Raw genomic sequence first — 21306 nt, 5'->3', positions numbered from 1 at the left:
AACAACCAACGACCTAGCAACCTCACAACCTGGGGCTGCCTCGCGGGAGCAGCGAATTCTTGGGCAAGGCCGGGCGCGGCGCCGCCGCGGCGAGGGGCCGTTACCGCCGCCCCCCCGCCTGTGCTACCGACGCGCCGCATGCGCATCGTCGTGCTCGACGGCTACACGCTCAATCCGGGCGACAATCCCTGGGACGACCTCGCCGAGCTCGGCGAGCTGACCGTCCACGATCGCACGCCGCCGGGGGAGGTCGTGGCGCGCGCCGCCGGGGCGGCGATCGTGCTCACCAACAAGACGGTGATCGACGCCGCGGCGCTGGCGCGCCTGCCGGACCTGCGGTTCATCGCCGTGCTCGCCACGGGCTACAACGTCGTCGACGTCGCCGCGGCGCGGGCCCGCGGCGTGCCGGTGGCGAACGTTCCGGTGTACGGCAGCGTCGACGTCGCCCAGCACACGCTGGCGCTGCTGCTCGAGCTCTGTCACCGCGTCGGCGACCATGCGCGCGCCGTGCGCGAGGGGGCCTGGTCGCAGGCGCCGGACTTCTGCTTCTGGCTGACGCCGCCGCGGGCGCTCGCCGGGCAGACGCTCGGCATCGTCGGCTACGGCCGCATCGGCCGCCAGGTGGCGCGTCTGGCCCGCGCCCTCGGCATGAAGGTGCTGGCGAGCAGCCGCCTGGAGCGACCGGCGGGCGGCGAGCCGCCCGACGGCTGGCGGACGATTCCCGATCTCTTCGCCGAAGCGGACGTCATCAGCCTCCACTGTCCGCTGACCGAGGACAACGCCGCGTTCGTCAACGCCGCGCTGCTGGCGCGCGTCCGTCCCGGCGCGCTGCTGCTCAACACCGCGCGCGGCGGCCTGATCGACGAACCGGCGCTGGCCGCGGCGCTCGCCGAGGGGCGCCTCGCCGGCGCCGCGCTCGACGTGCTGTCGCGCGAGCCGCCGCCGCCCGACCACCCGCTGCTGCAGGCGCCGAACTGCGTCGTCACGCCGCACATCGCCTGGGCGAGCCTCGCCGCCCGCCGCCGCCTCATGGCGGCAACGGTGAGCAACGTCCGCGCCTTCCTGGCGGGCTCGCCGGTCAACATCGTGAGCTGAGACGGCCGCGCGCGCGGTCCTTCGCGACGGTGCCGCCTCGCCGACCCTGGCCTTCGCCGGCGGCGGCGTGGCAAGGTCGTTCGCATGCGCCGCTGGCTCCTCGTCCTCCTGCTCCTCGCCGCCTGCGGCGGCGGTTCCGGGGGTGGCGCGCCGTCGCGCGACCTCACCATGGCGCAGCTCAACATCCTGCACGGCACCTCGGGCATGTGCACGCAGACGGCGAACTGCCGTCTCGCCGATCGCATCGACCTGCTCTTCCAGTGGATCGCGCGCAGCGGGTGTCCCGACGTCGTCACCCTGCAGGAGGTGTGGAGCGGCGCGCTGTCGCTGCTGCAGGCCGGCGCCGCCGGGCCGTGTCCGTTCACCTACGAGGTCAGGGTGGCGACCGATCGCCTCGGTCCCGACGAGTCGGCGATCCTCAGCCGCTATCCGGTCCTCTCGATCGCCAGCCAGCCGCTCTTTCCCGGCTTCCGCAAGGTGGTGCACACGCGCATCGACCATCCGGCGCTCGGCCCGGTCGACGTCTACTCCACCCACCTCGCCTCGGGGAGCGACGGCGCGACGGTGCCCTGCGCCGCGAACACCTCCTGTCCCGCGGCGTGCGTGGACGCCGGCGCGCAGACGCGGCGCCAGTGCCAGGCGGTGCAGATGGCGCAGTACATCGAGGCCACGCACGGCGACGCGGCGCCGGTGCTGATCGGCGGCGACTTCAACGCCGAGCCCGGCAGCTTCGAGTACCGGCAGTTCGTCGACCGCGGCTGGATCGACGTCCATCTCGCGAGCGGCAATCCGGAGTGCGATGCGCGGACCGGACGCGGCTGCACCTCCGGCCGCGAGGACGAGAACCTGAGCGAGCTCGAGTCGCGCGATTCCAACGAGGTCGAGCGCATCGACTTCATCTTCGTCATCCCTGCGCGCGACACGGCGCTGTGCGCGAACCGTCTCGACGGGCCGCGCGACGACGACGGCGACGGCACGGCGACCGGGCTCTTCGCCGCGGCGCCCAATCCGTTCCATCGCCGCTGCGGCGCGGCGCCGCTGCCGATCTGTTGGCCCTCGGATCACCAGGGCGTCCAGCTCGATCTCAACTGCGACTGATCGTCGCCGCATGGGTCGCATCGTCGCCGCCGACCCGCTGTCCGCCTCCCTCTCCACGGTGGCGCGGGCGCTGCGCACCGAGATCGGGCCGATGTTCGCGCTCGCCTGGCCGGTGGCGGCGGCCGAGCTGGGCTGGATGGCGATGGGCCTCGTCGACACCATGCTGGTCGGCCGCGTCGGCGCGGAAGCGATCGGCGCCGTCAGCATCGGCAGCCACCTCTTCTTCGCCGTTGCCATCACCGGCATCGGCATGCTGCTCGGCCTCGACTATCTGGTCGCCACGGCGTTCGGCGCCGGTCGCGCCGACGACGGCCGACGGGCGCTGGTGCAGGGCCTCCACCTCGCGGTGCTGGTCAGCGCCGTGCTGACCGCGGTGCTGTTCGTCGTCGAGGCCAACCTCGATCGCCTCGGCCTGCAGCCGAACGTCGCCGTGGCGACGCGGCCGTACCTGCGGACGCTGATCTGGAGCCTGCTGCCGCTGCTGCTCTTCGCCGCCCTGCGTCGCTACCTGCAGGCGATCGGATGCGTGCGGCCGGTGATGGTGGCGCTGGTGAGCGCCAACGTGATCAACGCGGTCACCGGCTGGCTGCTGGTGTTCGGCAACTGGGGCGCGCCGGCGCTCGGTGCGGTCGGTGCCGGCTGGGCGACCTGCGCCTCGCGCGTGTACATGCTCGCCTTCCTCGTCGTGACCGTGTGGCGCCTCGAACGGCGGGCCGGCGGCGGCGCGCCGCTGCGCTGGGCACCCGATCGCGTGCTGCTCGGTCGTCTGGCGCGACTCGGCCTGCCGGCGGCGACCCAGATGCTGCTCGAGTGCGGCGTCTTCGCCACCGCCACCGTGCTCGCCGGCTCGCTCACCGCCAGCGCCCTGGCCGCGCACCAGATCGCCCTCAGCGCCGCGGCCTTCACCTTCATGGTGCCGCTCGGCGTCTCCGCCGCCGCCGCGGTGCGCGTCGGTCACGCGGTGGGGCGCCGGCAGCCGGCGGCGGCGCGGCGCGCCGGCTGGGCGGCGCTGCTGCTCGGCGCGGCGTTCATGTCGGCGTCGGCGGTCGTCTTCGTCAGCGCGCCGCGCCTGGTGTTGCGCGTCTTCACCGATGCCCCGGAGGTGATCGCGATCGGCATCACGCTGCTCGGCGTCGCCGCCGCCTTCCAGTTGTTCGACGGCCTGCAGGTGGTCGCCACGGGCGTGCTGCGCGGCGTCGGCGACACGCGCACGCCGATGCTGGCCAACCTCGCCGGGCACTGGCTGATCGGCCTGCCGATCGGCGTCGCGCTCTGCTTCCGCGTCGGCTGGGGCGTCGCCGGCCTGTGGATCGGGCTGTGCGCCGGATTGATCGCCGTGGCGCTGACGCTGATCAGCGTCTGGGCGCGCCGGCGCGTGTAGCTTCCTCCCGGTGGCCGGTAACGATTACCGGCCACGTCCGAGCGTCGGGGCGTTCCGGCGGACCGCCCGTCAGGCGGCGGCGCTGGCCCGCGCCTTGCTCAGCCCCGCGACGAGACTCTTCGATCCACGGAGGTTCAGATGTTGTACTGGGCGTTGGTGTTCCTGGTCGTGGCACTGGTTGCCGGCGTGCTCGGATTCGGTGGCGTGGCGGGGACGGCGGCGAGCATCGCGCAAGTCCTCTTCGGCCTGTTCCTCATCGTCTTCCTGGTGTCGCTGCTGCTCGGCCTGGTGCGCGGGCGGCCGCCGCAGGTCTGAGGAGCGGCCGCGCTCGCGGGTCCGAAGGACGCGGTGGCCCGATGCCCTCGACACCGGTGCGTCTGCAACGGCGGCCGCCACGACTCGCGGACACTGCCTTCCGCGTCGTCGAGACCGGGCAGCGCGTGTTGCTCGACCGCCTCGATCTGGCGCGGCTGGACGTGCTCCGCCTGGTGAGCCTGGGTGTCCGCACCGCGGTGGCGATGGCGGCGGCGACGGTGCTCCTCTCCGGCGCCTGGTGCGCGATCGTCGTCGCGCTGGCGCTGGAGCTGCAGCGCGGCCTGGGATGGTCGTTCGCGGCGAGCCTGGTCGCGGTGGCGCTCGCCTCGGCCGCCGCCGGCGCGGCGCTGATCGGGCGCAGCCTGCGCCGCGTCGGCGCCTTCGAGCTCAGCGCCATCGCGCCGGCGTCCGAGCCATGACGACCGAGGAACGCCGGGTCGAGCTGCTCGCGTCGGTGGCGCGCCACGAGCGCGAGCTCGATCGCGCCGTCGCCGAGCTCAAGGACGCGGTGCGGCGACCACTGCTGGCGCACGTTCGCGAGCGGATCGCGGACGATCCCGCGCCATGGATCCTGGGCGCGCTGCTGCTCGGTTGCTGGTTGGGCGGCGCGGGCCAGAGACGGGAGGACTCGTGAACACGACACCGATTCTCGACCGTGCGACGGACGGGCAGTGGCACGAGCAACTCGACGCCGTGCGCGCCGAGCTGTCGGCGCTCGATCGGCGGCTTCGCCGCGCGGCGCGGACGCAGCCGCTGACCGTCATCGCCGGCGCGCTCGCGGCCGGCTTCCTCCTCGGCCGCCTGTTGCGTCGCTGAGGAGATCGATCATGGCCGAACAGAGGGCGCGCGTTCGCGAGGTCGCCGACCGCGGCAACGGACACGATGACTCGATGGCCGATCTGCAGCGGCAGGCGCGGCGTCTCACCGGCGAGCTGAGCGAGATGCGCGGCACGCTGCACGCGCTGGTCGGCGATTGCCGCGCCGTCGCGCGTCAGCAGCTCGAACGGCAGCCCTACGTGGTGATCGCCGTCGCCGCCGGCCTCGGCTACGTGCTCGGCGGCGGACTGCCGCGCGGCGTCGTCAGCCGTCTGCTCCTGTGCGGCGGCCGCGTCGCCCTCGAGCGCGCGATCGCCAACCTCGCCGCCAGCGCCGCCGGGACGGCGCCGGCGCGTTGAGGCGGGCAATTCCACTCGCCAGCGAAAGGAGACCACGATGGAGATGAGCAAACTGGCCGGCAGTCTGCCGGCCGCGGAGGACATCATTCGCGCCCTCGGGTTGCCGCCGCGGCGCGGTGCCGGCGCCGAGATGGCGCCGAGCCTGGCGCTGTTCGGCGCCGGGCTGCTGGTGGGCGCCGGCCTGGCGCTCCTGCTGGCGCCGACCAGCGGCCGCGAGCTGCGCGAGGAGATCAGCGAGCGCGCGAACGAGCTGCGCGAGCGGGTGGGCGCCGCGGCGGACGAGCTCGAAGCCGACAACTGACCGCGTGGCCACGGCCGCTCCGCAAGAGGCCGCTGCGCTTCCCGGCGACGCAGTGTCAACGCCGGTGGCAGTGATCGCGTCGGCGGCCGAAGTCGCCGCCGACCTGCCACCGCCGCGGCGGCTCGGCGCCGCCGTCGGTGGGCTGTTCGTCCTCGCCGTCCTCTACACCCTGTTCATCGCCCGCGTCCTGATCCTGCCCGTCGTCCTGGCGATCCTGCTGAGCCTGGTGCTCTGGCCGATCGTTCGCGCCCTGCGCCGTCTGTACCTGCCGGAGGCGGTTGGCGCGATGGTGGTGCTGCTCGGGCTGGCGTCGGTCGCCGGCTACGGGATCTACGCGCTCTCGGGGCCGGCCGCGACCTGGTTCGCCGCCGCGCCGGAGGCGTTGCGCCGCATCGAGACGCGCCTCCGGGTGGTGAAGCAGACCGTCGCCGACGTGCAGGAGGCGACGAGCCGCGTCGAGCAGATCGCCACGGTCGGCGAGACGCCGCGGCTGGTCGCCGTGCAGGGCGGCGGCAGCCTGAGCTCGCTGCTGCTCGCCAGCACGTCCGAGGTCCTGACCGGCCTCGGCATCATTCTGGTGCTGACCTACTTCCTGCTCGCGTCCGGCGATCTCTTCCTGCGCAAGTGTCTGCGCGTGCTGCCGACGCGACGCGATCGCCAACTGCTGCTCACCATGGCGCGCGAGCTGCAGGACCACATCTCGGGCTATCTGCTGACCGTCAGCCTGATCAATCTCGGCGTCGGCGTCGGGGTCGCGAGCGCCATGGCCCTCTACGGCGTGCCCAACCCGCTCCTCTGGGGCGCCCTGGCGGCCATGTTCAATTTCGTTCCCTACATCGGCGCCGGCGTCGGCATCGTCTGCGTCGCCGCCGCGTCGCTCATCACCTTCAACACGCTCGGCGAGGCGATCGCGCCGCCGGCGACCTATCTGGCGATCACCACCGTCGAGGCCTACCTGGTGACGCCGGCGGTCCTGTCCCGCCGCTTCACGCTCAACCCGGTGGTGGTGCTGATCACGCTCCTGTTCTGGAGCTGGATCTGGGGCATCCCCGGGGCTCTGATCGCCATGCCGATCCTGATGACCGCGAAGATCGTCTGCGACTACGTGCCATCGCTCTCGATGGTGGGCGAGCTCCTGTCCAATTGAGCGGTTGGCCGCGCGCCCGCGCGGCCCTCCCGCAGGTGGATGCTCCCCGACACGTGTCGTTGGCCGCCGCGGCGCCTTGCGATGCCGCGCGGCGACGTTGGCAACGGCGGCGCCGTAACTCTTACCGGCGACCGACCGGTCTTACCGTCCGCGTGTCCACGCGCCGCTCGCCACGCACGCCCTGCCGCGACCGGCGGCGATTGGCACAGCGACTGCTCTCTGCCCCGGCACGCTGGCGCACGACGCCAACGCAACGAACGAAGGAGGACCATATGAGTGGAACGATGGACAAGGCGAAGGGCCGCATCAAGGAAGCGGCCGGCGCACTGACGGGCAACGACAAGCTGAAGCGCGAGGGCAAGCGCGATCAGGTCGCCGGCAAGGTGAAAGACGCTGTCGACCGGACCGTTGACCGGGTGAAGAACGCCGCCAACGATTGACGGCCAACGCGGCGCGCCGAGCGCCGGGAGGTTCGATTCCATGTTGATGACCATCCTGTTGATCGTGCTGATCCTGGCCTTGCTCGGCGCGCTGCCGGCCTGGCCGTACAGCTCCGGGTGGGGATACGGGCCGAGCGGCGCGCTGGGGATCGTGGTCGTCGTGCTGCTGATCCTCGTTCTGCTCGGTCGCGTCTGAGCGCCCGGGAAGGGAGAACGTCATGAGACATGATTGGAGATACTCGGTGTGCGCCGCCGCCGCGCTGGCGCTGGCCGTCGCCGTCTGCGCCCCGGCGCGCGCGGCGACGCCCGACGCCTGGATCACGACCAAGGTGAAGATGACGCTGCTCACCACGAGCGGCGTCCACGCCAATGCCATCAACGTCGACACCATCGACGGCCGCGTCACGCTCCACGGCACGGTCGACACCGCGAACGAGAAGGCGAAGGCCGAGCTGGCGGCGCGGCAGGTGCAGGGCGTGCGCGCGGTGCGCGACCTCCTGCAGGTGGTGGCGCCGACGCGGCAGGATGCCGTGGCCGCGAACGACGAACAGATCAAGTCGAACGTCGCCGCGGCGTTGAAGCGGGACCGCGCGCTGGACGAGAGCGACATCGACGTCGCGTCGGTGAACGCCGGCACGGTGGTGCTGTCGGGCAAAGCGAAGACCATGACCGCTCACCTGCGCGCGCTCGAGATCGCCAGCGCGGTGCCCGGCGTGCGCGCGGTGGCAAGCGAGATCACCGGTCCGGACACGTTGAGCGACAGCGAGATCTGGCATGACACGAAGGAGTCGGCGCGGCAGGCCGGCAACACCGTCGCCGGCGCGGCGCGCGATTCCGCGGCGGCGGTGGGCGATGCGAGCAAGAAGGTGGCGCATGGGGCGGCCGAAGCCGGCAAGTCCGCGGCGGGCTCGGTCGCGGACGCCGGCCGCGCGGCGACCGGCACCATGACCGACGCCTGGATCACCAGCGCCGCCAAGGTGCGCCTGATGGCCAACAGCCAGACGCCGGCGTCCGACATCAACGTCGACACCGACGAGGGCCGGGTGACGCTGTTCGGCAGCGTCCCCACCGCCGCCGCCAAGCGTGCCGCCGAGGCCGAGGTGCGTGAGGTCTCCGGCGTCAGGAGCGTGAAGAACGAGCTGACCATCGTCCCAGCCAGGGCGGAGAAGGCGGTGGCGGCGAGTGACGCGGACATCAGGACCCGGGTCGAGAATCGGCTCGAGAAGGACGCGGCGATCGGCCACGATATCGACGTCGAGGTCAGCAACGGCACGGTGCGGCTCACCGGCACCGTCGGCAGCCAGAGCGAGCGGCTGCAGGCGCTGACCATCGCTCGCGCCACCGATGGCGTCCGCTCGGTCGTCGACTCGCTCCGGGTCGACGCGACACACGCGTCGCGCTGAGGGCACAGCGAGACGCGGGCCCCCCGGTCCGCTGGGGGCGGGCCGGGGGCACTGGGACGGCCGCGCGGCCGCGCGGCCGTCCCAGATGTCCGATGCCTCGATTGCCGACGATGAGCGGATCATCGGCGGCGACGGTGAACGACGGTGCGCGGCCTGACATGGCGGCCCTTCCCCGCCCCCGGCAGGGAATGAGCCGCCCGGGACCCATTGACCCTCGCGGGGCCTCTTGTGCCGGCGAGGAGCATTCGCGAGACTGCCGGCTGGTGCCACGCGCTCTGATCATCGAAGACGAGGCCCCGTCCCTCGAAGCGCTCGTCGAGCTGGTCGCGCGAGAAGGTTTCGAGACCGTTGCGGCGCGCGGCGTCGCCGAGGCGCGCGAGCGGCTCGGCGAGCAACCGGTCGAGCTGGTGCTGTGCGACCTGGTGCTGCCCGACGGCAGCGGCATGGACCTGTTGGACGAGGTCGCCGCGTGTGGCGCCGCGATGGTGCTCATGACCGGACACGCCAGCGTCGACACGGCGGTCGAGGCGTTGCGCCGCGGCGTCACCGACTACCTCACCAAGCCGCTGGATCTCGGCCGACTGAAGGCGATCCTCAGCAACGTCGCGCGCACCCGAGAGCTGACGGAGGAGATAGGCGAGCTGCGCACGGCGCTGCGCCGCCTCGGACGCTTCGGGCCGCTGGTCGGCAACTCGGCGCCGATGGGGGCGGTCTACGATCTCCTCTCCAAGGTCGCGCCCACCGAAGCCACCGTCTGCATCATCGGCGAGAGCGGCACCGGCAAGGAGGTGGTCGCGCAGGCGGTGCACGAGCTGAGCCGCCGCCGGCGCGGTCCGTTCGTGCCGGTCAACTGCGGCGCCGTCGCCGTCAACCTGATCGAGACGACGCTGTTCGGGCACGAGAAGGGCAGTTTCACCGGCGCCGAGCGCCAGCACCGCGGCGTGTTCGAGCAGGCCGAGGGCGGCACGCTCTTCCTCGACGAGATCACCGAGATGCCGATCGAGCTGCAGGTGAAGCTGCTGCGCGTGCTCGAGACCGGCAGCGTGGTGCGGGTCGGCGGCGAGGAATCGATCCGCGTCAACGCGCGGGTGATCGCCGCCACCAACCGCGTGCCCGAGGAGGCGGTCGCGACCGGCAAGCTGCGCGAGGACCTGTGGTACCGCCTCAAGGTCTTCCCGGTCGTGCTGCCGCCGCTGCGCGACCGCGGCGGCGACATCGGCGTGCTCGCCGAGCACTTCCTGGGCGAGCTCAATGCCGCCAACGGCACCACCAAGACGTGGGACGCCGCCGCCCTGCGGCGCCTGCAGGAGCACGCCTGGCCCGGCAACGTGCGCGAGCTGAAGAACCTGGTGCACCGCGCCTACATCCTCGCCGACCGTGAGTTGGGGCTGGCGCACATCGCGGATCAGCTCGGCGGCGCGCCGCCGCGCAACGGCGGCCCGTCGCGAACGGGCCCGGAGAGCGCGAACGAGGGCTCGATCGCCATCGCCGTCGGCAGCACGGTGGCCTCGGCGGAGCGCCGACTGATCGAGGCCACCCTGGCGCACTGCGCCGGCAACAAGCAGCGCACCGCCGAGATGCTCGGCATCAGTCTGAAGACGCTCTACAACCGTCTCTCCGCCTACCGCGCCGAGGCGGGGCGCGGGACGGAGTGAGCGCGCCCGTGCGCGGCGCTGCGCCCGATCGGCAAATTCTACAGGCTCCGCTGGACCGCTTACCGGGTTCACCACGCATCGCCGTGGGGTGAGCGCGCCTCGCAGGTGACGGGGCGCCTTGGCGCGATTCTTTCTACGACCCACCGCCAGACACGTAACCTGGAGGAGGGTTCATGAGCCGACGTGTTTCCGTCCCGAGATCGTCCGACGTGCCGCGAATTCCCGGCTTCGCCGAGGATTTCCTGCCCCTGACCTCACTGCTGCCGGTCCAGTTCCGCGATCTCTGGGCGGGGAGTGGCGAGAGTCCCGAGCGCACGCTGGCGGCCGCGGTCATCGGCATGGCCGCGCACGATCTGCGCGCCAATCGGTACGCGCGTCGCGGGCCGCGGCAGCGGCTCTATGTCCGCGCCTACCAGTGGCTGACCTCGGACGACCGGGAATGGCCGTTCTCGTTCGTCAACCTGTGCGAGGCGCTGCAACTGTCCCCGGCCGCGGTGCGCGAGCACCTGCTCGATCTCTCGGCGCCGGCGGCGTGCGCTGCCGAGGCGGCGTGAGCAGGCGCCGAGGACCGACGAGAGAGGGCCAGCGCCGCGATCAGCGTCAGGCGGCGAGCTCGGCGGCGGCGGCGGGCAGCGTCACCGTGAAGCGGGCGCCGCCGCCCTCGCTGTCTCCGACCTCGATGCGGCCGCCGTGCGCCTCGACGATCTGCCGCGCCACCGCGAGCCCGAGGCCGGTGCCGCGGCTGCGGGTGGTGAAGAAGGGCTCGAAGATGCGCTCGCGCAGCTCCGGCGCGACGCCGGGACCCGAGTCCGCCACGTGCAGATGCACCGCGCCGCGCGCGCTGCTCGCCGTCAGTCGGAGGCGGCCGCCCGCGATCATCGCATCGGCGGCGTTGGCGAGCAGCCCGAGCAGCAGTTGCGTGACCAGATCGGGATCGGCGTGGACCGGCGGCAGCGCGGAACAGTCGGCGCGTTCGACGTCCACCCGTCGCGCCGCCAGGTCGTCGCGCGCCAGCAGCAGGGCGCGGTCGAACAGGTCATCGACCGCCACGGCCCGCGGCGCCAATTGCAGCGGTCGCGCGTAGGCGAGGATCGAGCTCACGACGCTCGCCAGGCGGTCGATCTCGGCGATGATGAAGGCGCTCGCCTGGCGTGCGCCGCCGTCGGCCGCGGGCAGCGTGTCGCCGAGGGTCTGCGCCGCCGAGCGCATGACGGCGAGCGGATTGCGCACCTCGTGGGCGATGGTGGCGGCGAGCTGGCCGAGCGCGGCCAGCTTGTCGCTCTGGGCGACGCGGGCGCGCCACGCGGCGACGGTCGCGGTCTGCGCCTGCAGCAGCGCTGCCGTCCGCCGGTCGCGGCGCCGGCTCTCCACCAGGTAGCAGACGAGGAAGCCGAGCACGGCGAATGACACGCCGAAATAGACGGCGAGCAGCGGCCGCGCGTCCCAGCCGTTGACCGCGAAGGTCACGCCCGCCAGCGAGAGGCCGACGATGTCGGCCACGCCGCCGGCCAGGCCGAGCGCCAGGCCCCACCAGCGCAGGCGGAGGCCGTGCCAGTACTGATCGCCGTCGTCGACGGCGCCGGTCGCGGCGTCGGTGTCCATGAGCGGCATCGCCCGCAAGTTTCGCACCGCCGCTGCGGGAAGGGAATCGCGCGGCGCCGGCCGCTCCGCCGTTGCCGCGCGGCAACGCCGATGTTGCCGCGCCGCAACACGCCGCCAGGCGGCGCGCGTTGGGCCGGCGGCGCTCGCCGCCGCCGAGCGCCGGCACGGCGATTGAAACGCCTCCTCGGCACACCCATGGCGCCGGCCCCCGTGCCGGCGGAAAGGAGCTACAGGATGACGAAGAAACAGTGGCTGATCGGCAGCGTGCTGGCGGGCTTCGCGGCGCTCAATGTCTACGTGCTGGTGGCGTACGGGTACAGCTACATGGGGATCATGCGCGAGGCGCTGTCGACCCTGCCGGGCGTTCTGGTGTGCGTCGACCTGGTGATCGCGCTGACGATGGTCGGGATCTGGATGTGGCGCGACGCGGAGCGGCGCGGCATCGCCGTGGTGCCGTACCTGGTCGTCGGCCTCATCCTCGGTAGCATCGGCCCGCTCCTCTATCTGCTGCGCACCGGCGGCGACGAGGCGCCGGCGCTCGAGCCGCGGCGCGTGGCGCTCGGCAGTCGCTGATCACCGGCACGCGGACGGCCCGTTTCAGGCCGTCCGCGTTCCCAGCTTGCGCCGCAGGTCGGCCAGCAGCGGGCCGACCTCGGCGGCGGTCGCGGCGCTGCCGAACACGTAGAAGTCCGGGCGCTGCAGGACGGCCGCGACCCGGTTGTCGACGAACCAGGCGCCGTACGCCCCGTCGGCGTCGTCCAGATCGTCGCCCAGCGCCACGGCCCGGCCGCCGATCGATGCCAGGAAGGCGCGCGCGTCGGCGTCGAGACCGGCCAGCGCCTCGCGGTCGGCGGCCAGCAGGATCCAGCCGCGGCCGACGACGTCGTCGAACAGCCCGCTGGCGCCGCCGCGCCGCACGCGGCGCTGGATGAAGAGTTGGGCGGCGGTGGGATCGCCGTCGCGGGTGATGCCGGACCCGATCGGCAGGATCGGCGAAAGCTGGACCTGGTCGCCGGCGCGGGCGGCGAGCATGGCGCGATCGCGCGCCGCGGCCTGGTCGCGGTCGGCGATGCAGATGATCTTGCCGAGCTCCATCGAGACGCCGATCATCATGCGCACGTGCTGGACGCGTTCCGGCTCGTAACTGTCGAGCAGCGATGCCGGCGCCGCGCCGGCGAGCACGAGGTCGAGCTTCCACGCCAGGTTGGCGGCGTCGCGCACGCCGGCGCACATGCCCTGGCCGGCGAACGGCGGCATCTGGTGCGCGGCGTCGCCGGCGAGCAGCACCCGGCCGCGGCGCCAGCCCTCCACCCAGCGGGCCTGGAAGCGGTAGACCGTGTGGCGTTCGAGGCGGGCGTTGTCGGGGCGCACGTCCCACGGCGCCAGCAGCCGCCAGGCCGTGGCCTCGGTGTTCAGCTCCTCGATCGACTCGCCGGGCAGGCGCATGAATTCCCAGCGGCGGCGGCCGGGGCCGCCGGAGACCATGGTCGTCGGTCGCGCCGGATCGCAGATCTGGATGTTGAGCGGGCTCCACACCGTGGGCTGGTTGGGGAGGACGTCGACGATCAACCACTCGTAGAAGAAGCCGAGGTCGCTGACGGTCGAGCCGATGCAGGAGCGGACGAAGCTGTTGGCGCCGTCGCAGCCGACGGCGAAGCGGGCGCGGACCTCGAGCGTCTCGCCGTCGGCGCGGCGCGCGCGCAGGGTGACGCCGGCGTCGTCGGCTGCGAGCGCGACCACCTCGCAGCCGCGTTCGACGGCGACCGTCGGCAGCGCGCGCGCCCGGCGGTCGAGCAGCCGTTCCAGCTCCGGCTGTGGAAACATGTTCGCCTCCGGCCAACCGCTGCGCCCGAGCGGCGCGGCGCGGAAGCAGAGCAGCGTCTGGCCGTCGCCGTTGCGCCACTCGTACCAGTCGGCGGTCTCGGTCAGGCCGGCGAAGCCGTCGGCGATGCCCGCCGCCTGGAAGATGCGCGCCACCTCCTCGTCGAAGTGGACGGCGCGCGGCAGCGGGTAGGCGGCGGCCTGTTTCTCGATGACGCCGACCCGCCAACCGCGTTGCGCGAGCAGAATGGCCAGCGTCTCGCCGACCGGTCCGTAGCCGACGATCGCGATGTCGTAGTCGCGCGGCGCCATGTCAGCCGTGGCGTGAGGGATCAACGGGTCAGCGCTGCGCCGCCGCCATGAGGGCGCCGAGGTCGTCCGGGGCGAGGAACGAGGGCGGCGGCGGCGGGCCCCAGTTGTAGAGCCCGCGGGCGCCGTCCCAGACCCCGGGCGTCCAGAGCTGGTCGTCGACGATGCAGTCGAGGTCGGCGTAGTACTCGGCGAAGTTGCCGGCTGGATCCTTCAGATACCAGAAGAAGTTCGACCCGATGTGGTGGCGGCCGAGGCCCCAGACGTGGCGGTCGGGATCGCGCTGCAGCATGGCGCTGGCGCCGCGCCCGACCTCGTCGACGTCGTCCACCTGCCACGAGGTGTGGTGCAGCAGCGGCACCGGCGCCGCCTGGACGAGCAGGTTGTGGTGGTCGGACGAGCAGCGCAGGAAGGCGCCCAGCCCGGGGATCGAGTCGCTGACCTTGAAGCCGAGGCCGTCGATGAAGAAGCGCTGGCTCGCCTCGAGATCGGTGGAGCCGAACACCACGTGGCCGAGCTTGCGCGGTCGCACCGGGGCGGCGCGCAGCACGGCGGCGGCGCGGGCGTTGATCCGGTCGAGATGCCCGGGGCCGTTCGCCGGCTCGGCGGCCGCCGCCGGGGGGGCGATGCGCGGCGCCACGCGCACGGTGACGCGGACCGCCGTGCCGCCGTCGCTGGCGCTGACCGCGCCGTCGTCCTGCTCGACCGCGACGCCGAGCCCGCGCAGCGCCGCGGCGACGCGGCCGAGGTCGTCGGCGTCGTCGGCGCCGATCCCGAGCGCGAGCGGCCGCCGCATCGGGGTGGGCAGCAGACGCAACTGCTCGCCGCCGTCGACGGTGGCGAACCGGTCCTCGCCGATGCGGGTCAGTCCGAAATCCTCGTAGAAGGCCGCCGCCGCGGCGACGTCGGGCACGCCGAGCGTGACCGACGTCAATCGGTGCAGTGCCATGGAACCCCCTGCAGGGCGCCGCGACAGCGGCGCCTGTTCTGGCCCTGCAGGGCGCCGCGACAGCGGCGCCTGTTCTGGCCCTGCAGGGCGCCGCGACAGCGGCGCCTGTTCTGGCCCTGCAGGCCGCCGCGACAGCGGCGCCTGCTCTGAACTCTCTGCAGGGCGCCGCTGCCGCGGCGCCCGTTCTCCGCGCGATGCCTCATTCGCTCACCAAGGTCGTGTGCAGGCTGCCGATGCCGGCGATCCAACTGTGCAGCTCCTCGCCGGGCTGCAGGAAGCGCGGCGGCTTGCGGGTCGCGCCGATGCCCGCCGGCGTGCCGGTGAAGATCACGTCCCCGGGCAGCAGCGGCAGCACCGCCGAGAGCTCGGCGATCAGGCGCGGCACGCTGAACACCATGTCCGACGTGCGCCCCTTCTGCAGCACCTCGCCGGCGATCTCGCAGCCGAGCTCGAGGTCGTCGGGGTCGGCGAGCTCGTCCGGCGTCACCAGCCACGGCCCCATCGGTCCGAAGCCGGGAAAGGACTTGCCGAGCGAGAACTGGCCGCCGCCGGACCACTGCACGACGCGCTCGGACAGATCCTGGCCCACGGTGAGCCCGGCGACGTGCTGCCAGGCGTCGGCCTCGGCGACGCGATGGGCGCGCGCGCCGATCACCACCACCAGCTCCACTTCCCAGTCCACCGCCGGCGACGGCAGCGCCACGCGCGCCTCGGGGCCGGTGAGACAGGTGGGGAACTTGGTGAACGTCGCCGGGCGCTCCGGCAGCGGCATGCCCGACTCGGCGGCGTGGTCGCGGTAGTTCAAGCCGATGCCGAACACCTGCGTCGGCCGCGGCGCCGGCGCGCCGAGCTCGGCGACCGCGTAGGGCTGGGCGGCGGTCGCATCGACGTCGCGCGCCCACGCGCGCAGCGCCGCCCAGTCGGCGTACAGCGCCTGCGGGTCGGCGGTGAAACGTCCGCGCGAGGCGCGTTCGATGTCGAGGGCCCGGTCGTCGTGCAGCAGCACGGCGCGGCCGGCGAGATTCGCGTAACGCATGCCGTCGATCCTCCCTTGGTGCGCACGGCTATCGCGAGTTGAGAAATCTGTCAATTCTTGACTGATCCCTCATTCAACGGGTAGTCGGGGCCATGCCCGTCCCCGCCCGCCGCCGGCCGCCGAGCCGGGCGCGCGACCGCACCCGCCGACTGCTGCTCGATGCGGCGCTGCGCGTGTTCGCCCGCAAGGGGGCCGGCGGCGCCGCGTTGCACGAGGTGGCGGCCGAGGCGGGCGTCTCCAACGGCACCTTCTACAACTACTTCCGCAGCCGCGAGGACCTGGTGGCGGCGGCCAGCCTGGCGCTCGCCGAACGCCTGTTCGAGGACATCACCGCCAGCATGACGGGGATCGACGATCCGGCGCGGCGGGTGGCGATCGGGGCCCGGCGGTTCGTGCTCAAGGCGATCGCGGAGGCGACCTGGGGGCGGGCGTTGCTGCGGGTGTGGGCGACCACGCCCCTGCTGGTCGACCGCACGGCGACGCCGCTGCTCGACGACCTGCGCCGCGGCCGCCGCCGCCGGCGCCTGCGCTACGTCTCGGAGGCGGCGGCGATCGACCTCGTGCAGGGGACCGTCCTGGCTGGCATGCGCACCGTCCTCGAGGGCCGCGCCGGCGCCGAGCACGCCAGCGACGTCGCCGCCACCATCCTGCGCGGCCTCGGAGTGGACGCCCGCGCGGCGGACGCGCTCGCCCGCCAGCCCCTGCCCGAGGGCGGCGGCGGCCTGCCCGCCGCTCAGAACGGCCACACGCGGGGGATGATCAGGGACGACAGGAGCCACATCAGCAGGTTGAGCGGCACGCCGATGCGGAAGAAGTCGGTGAAGCGGTAGCCGCCGGGGCCGAGCACCATGAGGTTGGTCTGGTAGCCGATCGGGGTGGAGAAGCTCGCCGACGCGGCCATGGCGATGGCGATGGCGAAGGGGCGCGGATTGACGCCGATGCCCTCGGCGGTGGCCATGGCGATGGGGAACACCAGGGCGGCGGCGGCGTTGTTGGTGATCAGCTCGGTGAACAGCATGGTGACGCCGTAGACGACGACCAGCAGCACCCAGGGGTCGTTGCCGCCCAGGCGGATGAGGCCGCCGGCGATCGTCTGCGCGCCGCCGCTCGTCTCGAGCGCGGTGCCGATCGCCAGGGTGGCGCCGATGATCAGCAGCACGCGCAGGTCGAGCGCGCGCTTGGCCGCGCCCCAGTTGACGCAGCGCGTGCCGACCATCAGGCCGGCGGCGAGCATCGCCGCCGTCACCATCGGCAGGAGGCCGGTGGTCGCCGCCGTCACCATGGCGAGCAGGATGAGCACCGCCAGCCAGGCCTTCTCGTGGCGCGGCGCCACCGAGCCGGCGACCTGGCTGACCAGGTAGAAGTCGCGCGAGTCGCGCTGTTCGCGGGCGAACGAGGCCGGCGCCTCCAGCAGCAGCGTGTCGCCGGCGCGCAGGACGATGTCGCCGATGCGCTGGCGCAGCAGCTCGCCGTTGCGGGCGACGGCGATGATCACCGCGTTGTAGACCGAGCGGAACTCGCCGTCGCGCACGCTCTTGCCGATCAGCGGGCAGGTGTCGGAGACGACCGCCTCGGTCATCACCCGGCGCTCGCGCGGGGCGTCGAGCTTGAAGACCTGATTGGTGGCGGGGGCCAGGCCGCGGATCTTCTGCAGGTCGACCACCGATTCCACCACGCCGGCGAACACCAGGCGGTCCTGCTCGCGCAGGCGTTCCTCGGGGCCGACCGCCGGCCGCGCCTCGCCGTCGCGCTCGATCTCGATCAGGAACATGCCCGGGAGATGGCGCAGGCCGGCCGCTTCGATCGACTGGCCGGCGAGCGGGCTGCCGGCCTCGACGATCATCTCGACCGTGTAGCGGCGGGCGTCGTCGCGCACGCTCACCACCGGCAGGCGGTCGGGCAGCAGCCAGCGGCCGCAGGCGATGACGAAGGCGATGCCGGCGAGCGCGCTGGGGCCGCCGACCCAACTGAGTTCGAACATCGACATGCCGGGGTGCCCGGCGCGGATGAGCAGGCCGTTGACGACGAGATTGGTGCTGGTGCCGATGAGCGTGAAGGTGCCGCCGAGGATCGAGGCGTAGCTGAGCGGGATCATCAGCTTCGAGGCCGACAGGCGCGCCTTGCGCGACCAGTCGTCGACCACCGGCAGCATCATCGCCACCAGCGGCGTGTTGTTCATGAATGCGCTCATGGCGGCGACCGGCAGCATCAGCCGCAGTTGGGCGCCGACGACGGAGCGGGGGATGCCGAGGATCCGTTGGGTGAGGCGCGTCATCCCGCCGGTGTCGCGCAGCGCGGCGGCGACGATGAACAGCACGGCCACGGTGACGAGTCCCTCGTTGGCGAAGCCGACGAAGGCCTGCTGCGGCGTCAGCACGCCGCTCGCCAGCAGCACGCCGAGGCCGGTCAGCACGACCAGGTCGGCGGCGTAACTGGTGAAGACGAGGGCGCCGAGCGTGCCGACGATGACGCCGACGGTGAGCCACGCTTCCCAGGTCATCGATCGGTCGGCGGGCCGCGCCGCTCAGGCGACGGCGGCCTCGCAGCGGCCGATCGTCGCCTCGCGGTCCGGCGGCGGCGGCAACTGGTAGGGCGCGTTGCGCCGGGCGCCGCGCAGCATGACGCGCAGCGAGCGCCAGAGCACGCGCGGATTGCCGAAGGCCTGCTCGGGGGTCTCGAGCATGTTGAACATGCGCACGAAGGCGCGGAACACGACCGGGTCGCAGCGGGTGGCGATGGCGACGCCCTCGTCGAAGTAGCGGGCGCGCAGCCGGCCGCTCCAGGTGCGCGGTTGGCGGCCCTCGGCTTTGCGCACCGCCTCGCGGTCGGCGAGGATCGAGGCGCGGTAGAACGGCTCGATGGCGGCGCGGGCCGCGCGGTCGAGCGCCGCGGCGGCGGCGGCGAGATCGGCGGGGTGGGCGTCGAGCGCCTCGCCGAGCAGGTCGGCGTGCAGGAACGCCTGGGCGCAGCCGCGGCCGTAGAGCGGGTTGGTGCAGTACGCGGCATCGCCGAGGACGAAGAACCCGCGCGCCAGCGGCCGGCCGTCGACGACGAAGCGGCGCAGGCGGTTGATCAGGCCGCCCATCGCCTGCACCGGGTGCTGCGGGTCGCCGATCGGCTCCGACACCGCCGGGTCGACCCACGGCGCCAGCGCCGGCAGGGCGCGGGTCATGACGTCGAACGCGGCGACGTTGGCCAGCACCTTGAGGCGCGGGAAGGCGAGCGGGATGGCGAAGGTGATGGAGAAGGTGCCGCCGTCGGCCGGGAAGATCGCGTACTTCACCCAGTTGTAGTCGGCCGCCGCCGGATGCGGGCTGCGCGGCGGCTCCACCGCGCCGGGGCGGAAGCGGTAGAAGCGGGTGTAGTACACGACCCCGGACGGCTCGAGCTCCTCGGGCGGGGCCGCGGCGCCGATCGCCTCCAGCCACGCCGGGCCCTTCGACTGGCGGCCGCTGGCGTCGATCACGAGATCGCCGGCCAGCGTCTCCTCCGCGCCGTCGCGCGCGAAGCGGACCCCGGTTACCCGCGGCGGCGTGCCGGGTTCGGCGACCAGGCCGCGCATCTGTGCGCCGCCGAGCAGGGTGACGCCGGGGCGGGCGAGCACGTTGCGCCGCACCACCCACTCGAACGTCGTCCGCCGGCAGCCGAGGGCGACGAGGTCGACGTCGCCCGGCTCGGGCGCCAGCGGCGGCAGGGTCAGCGGCGGCCGCGACAGCATGTCGAGCTCGGCGGCGCCGGCGGCCAGCAGGCCGTCGAGCAGGTCGGGATACTTCTCCCGCAGCAGCTTGCGCAGGCGGCCGAGGAAGGCGTGCGAGTGGCGCACCTGCGGCGCGCCCTTGCGCTGCCAGTGGGTGAAGGCGCCGGCCGGATCGGCGGCCTCGGGCTCGGCGTCGCGCTCGAGGATGGTGACGCGCGCGCCGCGATCGGAGAGCACGCGCGCCGCGGCGAGGCCGGTGATGCCGGAACCGATGATGATGGCGTGGCGGTCGGACAGGGAGCGGGTCACAGCGCGGACCTTTCACCGCGGAGGCAGGGAGCGTTCCATCGACTGCCGTGGCCTGACGTCCGGCGCCGCGCCTCCGCGCAACTTCGTGGTGCGATCGTCGTCAGAGGAGGCGGTCGTAGCCCTCGGTCATGGCGGTGTGGGCGAGGACGCTGAAGCGGAAGGCGCGGCGGATGAGCGCCTGCTGCTCGCGCGTCTGTCCGCAGAGCAGGAGGGCCCGTTCGGCGTTCTCGCCGTGCTCCTCCTCGGCGGCGACGTGGATGCGCCAGAACTCCAGCGCCTGGTCGTCGAAGCCGTAGTGCCGCGACAGGCCGTCGCACAGGACCTGGGCGCCGTTCGGCCGGCCCGGCACGTCCATCTCGACCGCCAGGCCGAAGGCGCCGAGGCCCTCGGCGAACGAACTGCGGCAGTAGTAGCCCATGGTCGAGGCGGCGCCGATGGTCGAGGCGAGCGGCGTGTGCGCCAGCAGGCGTTCGCGACCGATGCCGAGACCGGCGCAGAACTGCAGGTAGAGGTCGTGATGCTCGGCCTCGCGGATGTAGCCCATCTCGCCGGCGAGGTTGCGGGCGATCAGCTTGTAGGCCTCGCGGTCGGGCAGGGTGGGGGCGGACGACAGCCAGGCGGCGATGGTCGGGATCGCCGGCTCGACGTACCAGTAGAAGTCCATCGCCCAGCGCTCGAGCTGCGGCCGGTCCAAGTCGCCGGTGACCAGGGCGCGCAGGAAGCGGCTGCGCGGCGCGTGCTCGCGCTTGAAGGCGACGCACTCGTCGAGCAACTCGCGGGCGCTGAGGGCGCGGTCGGCGACCAGCGACATGGGGCGCAATTCACCACAGCGCGGGGCGGAGGTCCACAGCGGGTGCGGTCAGCCGAGCACGCCGGCGATGACCGCCGGCAGGGCGGCGAAGTCGGCGACCAAGGGGCCGGCGGCGGCGATCTCCTGGCGATGGCCGTGGCCGTAGTCGCAGCCGACGAAGTGGCAGCCGACGGCGCGGGCCGCCTCGACGTCGCTCGCCCGGTCGCCGACCATCACCGTGCGCCGCGGCGCGGCGGGCAGAATCGCCAGGTAGTGGCGGAGGATGGCGGTCTTGTCGCCGACGTCGTCGGCGGTGATGCGCGGCAGGAACAACTCCGCGACGCCGCAGGTGGCGAGGACGGTCTCGACGTAGCGCGCGCGCCCGTTGGAGGCGACACACAGCGCATGCCCGGCATCATGGAGACGGCGCAGCGTCTCGGGCACGTGCGGGTAGCGGATCCCCTCGCCGGCGGCGACGCGGCGACAGATCACCTCCACGGTCTCGCCGTGCAGCGCCGCGAGCGCCGCCGGAGCGGCATCGGGAAACAGGTTGGCGAAGATGACCGGGATCGGCCAGCCGACATGGGCGAGGATCTCCCGCGTCGCCGGCACGCGCGGAAACGCGCCGGGATGCCGCGCGTTCACGTGCGCGATCGCCTCGCGATACGCCTCGCCGAGAAACGGCTCCGAGGAATAGAGGACGCCGTCGAGATCGAAGGCGAGGAGCGGCATCGGCATGCGCCACGGCGGTCACGGCGGCGCGCGGTACGCCGCCGCGTGCCG

The 21306-nt window shown here is 73.1% G+C and carries 25 protein-coding genes; 17 read left to right on the top strand and 8 right to left on the bottom strand.

From position 1 onward, the window contains the following. Window positions 1-138 precede the first annotated feature (138 nt). From KF840_04535 to KF840_04465, 15 genes are all read left to right on the top strand, one after another. Complete coding sequence (locus tag KF840_04535) at window positions 139-1095, top strand: D-2-hydroxyacid dehydrogenase (protein ID MBX3024159.1); 957 nt, start codon at window positions 139-141, stop codon at window positions 1093-1095. An 84-nt stretch (window positions 1096-1179) separates the two neighbouring features. Beyond that, window positions 1180-2193 carry an endonuclease/exonuclease/phosphatase family protein gene (locus tag KF840_04530; GenBank protein MBX3024158.1) on the top strand — a complete coding sequence of 338 codons (1014 nt, stop codon included), beginning with the start codon at window positions 1180-1182 and terminating at the stop codon, window positions 2191-2193. Window positions 2194-2203: 10 nt separating this feature from the next. Next, window positions 2204-3574 carry an MATE family efflux transporter gene (locus KF840_04525; GenBank protein MBX3024157.1) on the top strand — a complete coding sequence of 457 codons (1371 nt, stop codon included), beginning with the start codon at window positions 2204-2206 and terminating at the stop codon, window positions 3572-3574. Between the two features lie 138 nt (window positions 3575-3712). After that, window positions 3713-3889 carry a DUF1328 domain-containing protein gene (locus KF840_04520; protein MBX3024156.1) on the top strand — a complete coding sequence of 59 codons (177 nt, stop codon included), beginning with the start codon at window positions 3713-3715 and terminating at the stop codon, window positions 3887-3889. Window positions 3890-3930: 41 nt separating this feature from the next. Beyond that, on the top strand, window positions 3931-4308 hold the full coding sequence (locus tag KF840_04515; protein MBX3024155.1) for a hypothetical protein: 378 nt from the start codon (window positions 3931-3933) through the stop codon (window positions 4306-4308). Then, window positions 4305-4523, top strand: coding sequence for a hypothetical protein (locus tag KF840_04510; GenBank protein MBX3024154.1), 219 nt, complete (start codon window positions 4305-4307; stop codon window positions 4521-4523). Before KF840_04515 ends, KF840_04510 begins: the two co-directional genes overlap by 4 nt. Beyond that, entirely contained in the window at window positions 4520-4705 is a 186-nt protein-coding gene (locus tag KF840_04505) for a hypothetical protein (protein ID MBX3024153.1), read from the top strand. The genes KF840_04510 and KF840_04505 overlap by 4 nt, the downstream gene beginning before the upstream one ends. 11 nt (window positions 4706-4716) lie before the next feature. Then, window positions 4717-5064, top strand: coding sequence for a hypothetical protein (locus tag KF840_04500; GenBank protein MBX3024152.1), 348 nt, complete (start codon window positions 4717-4719; stop codon window positions 5062-5064). Between the two features lie 130 nt (window positions 5065-5194). After that, entirely contained in the window at window positions 5195-5365 is a 171-nt protein-coding gene (locus KF840_04495; protein ID MBX3024151.1) for a YtxH domain-containing protein, read from the top strand. A gap of 64 nt (window positions 5366-5429) precedes the next feature. After that, entirely contained in the window at window positions 5430-6512 is a 1083-nt protein-coding gene (locus tag KF840_04490; protein MBX3024150.1) for an AI-2E family transporter, read from the top strand. Between the two features lie 272 nt (window positions 6513-6784). Next, window positions 6785-6952, top strand: coding sequence for a CsbD family protein (locus KF840_04485; protein ID MBX3024149.1), 168 nt, complete (start codon window positions 6785-6787; stop codon window positions 6950-6952). A gap of 40 nt (window positions 6953-6992) precedes the next feature. Beyond that, window positions 6993-7148 (top strand): DUF3309 domain-containing protein, encoded by a 156-nt coding sequence (locus KF840_04480; GenBank protein MBX3024148.1) that lies wholly within the window; start codon window positions 6993-6995, stop codon window positions 7146-7148. Window positions 7149-7170: 22 nt separating this feature from the next. Beyond that, on the top strand, window positions 7171-8355 hold the full coding sequence (locus KF840_04475; protein MBX3024147.1) for a BON domain-containing protein: 1185 nt from the start codon (window positions 7171-7173) through the stop codon (window positions 8353-8355). Window positions 8356-8618: 263 nt separating this feature from the next. After that, on the top strand, window positions 8619-10010 hold the full coding sequence (locus tag KF840_04470; GenBank protein ID MBX3024146.1) for a sigma-54-dependent Fis family transcriptional regulator: 1392 nt from the start codon (window positions 8619-8621) through the stop codon (window positions 10008-10010). Between the two features lie 209 nt (window positions 10011-10219). Further along, on the top strand, window positions 10220-10564 hold the full coding sequence (locus KF840_04465) for a hypothetical protein (GenBank protein MBX3024145.1): 345 nt from the start codon (window positions 10220-10222) through the stop codon (window positions 10562-10564). Between the two features lie 46 nt (window positions 10565-10610). Here KF840_04465 and KF840_04460 read toward each other — a convergent pair whose 3' ends face one another. After that, window positions 10611-11621, bottom strand: a complete 1011-nt coding sequence (locus KF840_04460) for a hypothetical protein (GenBank protein ID MBX3024144.1) — start codon at window positions 11619-11621, stop codon at window positions 10611-10613. A 225-nt stretch (window positions 11622-11846) separates the two neighbouring features. Here KF840_04460 and KF840_04455 point away from each other — a divergent pair, with 225 nt between their 5' ends. Further along, window positions 11847-12185 (top strand): DUF2834 domain-containing protein, encoded by a 339-nt coding sequence (locus tag KF840_04455; protein MBX3024143.1) that lies wholly within the window; start codon window positions 11847-11849, stop codon window positions 12183-12185. Window positions 12186-12209: 24 nt separating this feature from the next. Here the strand turns inward: KF840_04455 and KF840_04450 are convergent, their stop codons facing one another. The 3 genes from KF840_04450 to KF840_04440 form a co-directional block, all read right to left on the bottom strand. Beyond that, entirely contained in the window at window positions 12210-13745 is a 1536-nt protein-coding gene (locus tag KF840_04450; protein ID MBX3024142.1) for a bifunctional 3-(3-hydroxy-phenyl)propionate/3-hydroxycinnamic acid hydroxylase, read from the bottom strand. 28 nt (window positions 13746-13773) lie between these two features. Further along, window positions 13774-14691, bottom strand: a complete 918-nt coding sequence (locus tag KF840_04445; GenBank protein ID MBX3024141.1) for a VOC family protein — start codon at window positions 14689-14691, stop codon at window positions 13774-13776. Between the two features lie 199 nt (window positions 14692-14890). Further along, entirely contained in the window at window positions 14891-15727 is an 837-nt protein-coding gene (locus KF840_04440) for a fumarylacetoacetate hydrolase family protein (protein ID MBX3024140.1), read from the bottom strand. Between the two features lie 92 nt (window positions 15728-15819). Here KF840_04440 and KF840_04435 point away from each other — a divergent pair, with 92 nt between their 5' ends. Next, window positions 15820-16557, top strand: coding sequence for a TetR/AcrR family transcriptional regulator (locus KF840_04435; GenBank protein MBX3024139.1), 738 nt, complete (start codon window positions 15820-15822; stop codon window positions 16555-16557). On the opposite strand, the gene KF840_04430 is transcribed toward KF840_04435, so the two are convergent. From KF840_04430 to KF840_04415, 4 genes are all read right to left on the bottom strand, one after another. Then, on the bottom strand, window positions 16461-18227 hold the full coding sequence (locus tag KF840_04430) for an SLC13 family permease (protein ID MBX3024138.1): 1767 nt from the start codon (window positions 18225-18227) through the stop codon (window positions 16461-16463). The genes KF840_04435 and KF840_04430 overlap by 97 nt on opposite strands. A gap of 24 nt (window positions 18228-18251) precedes the next feature. Then, window positions 18252-19733, bottom strand: a complete 1482-nt coding sequence (locus tag KF840_04425) for an FAD-dependent oxidoreductase (GenBank protein MBX3024137.1) — start codon at window positions 19731-19733, stop codon at window positions 18252-18254. A 100-nt stretch (window positions 19734-19833) separates the two neighbouring features. Beyond that, window positions 19834-20544, bottom strand: coding sequence for an iron-containing redox enzyme family protein (locus tag KF840_04420; protein ID MBX3024136.1), 711 nt, complete (start codon window positions 20542-20544; stop codon window positions 19834-19836). A 48-nt stretch (window positions 20545-20592) separates the two neighbouring features. After that, complete coding sequence (locus tag KF840_04415) at window positions 20593-21261, bottom strand: HAD family hydrolase (protein ID MBX3024135.1); 669 nt, start codon at window positions 21259-21261, stop codon at window positions 20593-20595. Window positions 21262-21306: the final 45 nt, after the last annotated feature.

It is taken from the genome of bacterium, from assembly GCA_019637795.1.
Taxonomy (GTDB): domain Bacteria; phylum Desulfobacterota; class Binatia; order HRBIN30; family CADEER01; genus JAHBUY01.
This window is presented reverse-complemented; position numbering and strand designations above follow the sequence as displayed.

Bases quoted from the DNA above. Each gene is read 5' to 3' on its own strand.
- KF840_04535 (MBX3024159.1), top strand. From the start codon at position 139: ATGCGCATCGTCGTGCTCGACGGCTACACGCTCAATCCGGGCGACAAT.
- KF840_04530 (MBX3024158.1), top strand. From the start codon at position 1,180: ATGCGCCGCTGGCTCCTCGTCCTCCTGCTCCTCGCCGCCTGCGGCGGC.
- KF840_04525 (MBX3024157.1), top strand. From the start codon at position 2,204: ATGGGTCGCATCGTCGCCGCCGACCCGCTGTCCGCCTCCCTCTCCACG.
- KF840_04520 (MBX3024156.1), top strand. From the start codon at position 3,713: ATGTTGTACTGGGCGTTGGTGTTCCTGGTCGTGGCACTGGTTGCCGGC.
- KF840_04515 (MBX3024155.1), top strand. From the start codon at position 3,931: ATGCCCTCGACACCGGTGCGTCTGCAACGGCGGCCGCCACGACTCGCG.
- KF840_04510 (MBX3024154.1), top strand. From the start codon at position 4,305: ATGACGACCGAGGAACGCCGGGTCGAGCTGCTCGCGTCGGTGGCGCGC.
- KF840_04500 (MBX3024152.1), top strand. From the start codon at position 4,717: ATGGCCGAACAGAGGGCGCGCGTTCGCGAGGTCGCCGACCGCGGCAAC.
- KF840_04495 (MBX3024151.1), top strand. From the start codon at position 5,195: ATGGCGCCGAGCCTGGCGCTGTTCGGCGCCGGGCTGCTGGTGGGCGCC.
- KF840_04485 (MBX3024149.1), top strand. From the start codon at position 6,785: ATGAGTGGAACGATGGACAAGGCGAAGGGCCGCATCAAGGAAGCGGCC.
- KF840_04480 (MBX3024148.1), top strand. From the start codon at position 6,993: ATGTTGATGACCATCCTGTTGATCGTGCTGATCCTGGCCTTGCTCGGC.
- KF840_04475 (MBX3024147.1), top strand. From the start codon at position 7,171: ATGAGACATGATTGGAGATACTCGGTGTGCGCCGCCGCCGCGCTGGCG.
- KF840_04460 (MBX3024144.1), bottom strand. From the start codon at position 11,621: ATGCCGCTCATGGACACCGACGCCGCGACCGGCGCCGTCGACGACGGC.
- KF840_04455 (MBX3024143.1), top strand. From the start codon at position 11,847: ATGACGAAGAAACAGTGGCTGATCGGCAGCGTGCTGGCGGGCTTCGCG.
- KF840_04450 (MBX3024142.1), bottom strand. From the start codon at position 13,745: ATGGCGCCGCGCGACTACGACATCGCGATCGTCGGCTACGGACCGGTC.
- KF840_04445 (MBX3024141.1), bottom strand. From the start codon at position 14,691: ATGGCACTGCACCGATTGACGTCGGTCACGCTCGGCGTGCCCGACGTC.
- KF840_04440 (MBX3024140.1), bottom strand. From the start codon at position 15,727: ATGCGTTACGCGAATCTCGCCGGCCGCGCCGTGCTGCTGCACGACGAC.
- KF840_04435 (MBX3024139.1), top strand. From the start codon at position 15,820: ATGCCCGTCCCCGCCCGCCGCCGGCCGCCGAGCCGGGCGCGCGACCGC.
- KF840_04430 (MBX3024138.1), bottom strand. From the start codon at position 18,227: ATGACCTGGGAAGCGTGGCTCACCGTCGGCGTCATCGTCGGCACGCTC.
- KF840_04420 (MBX3024136.1), bottom strand. From the start codon at position 20,544: ATGTCGCTGGTCGCCGACCGCGCCCTCAGCGCCCGCGAGTTGCTCGAC.
- KF840_04415 (MBX3024135.1), bottom strand. From the start codon at position 21,261: ATGCCGATGCCGCTCCTCGCCTTCGATCTCGACGGCGTCCTCTATTCC.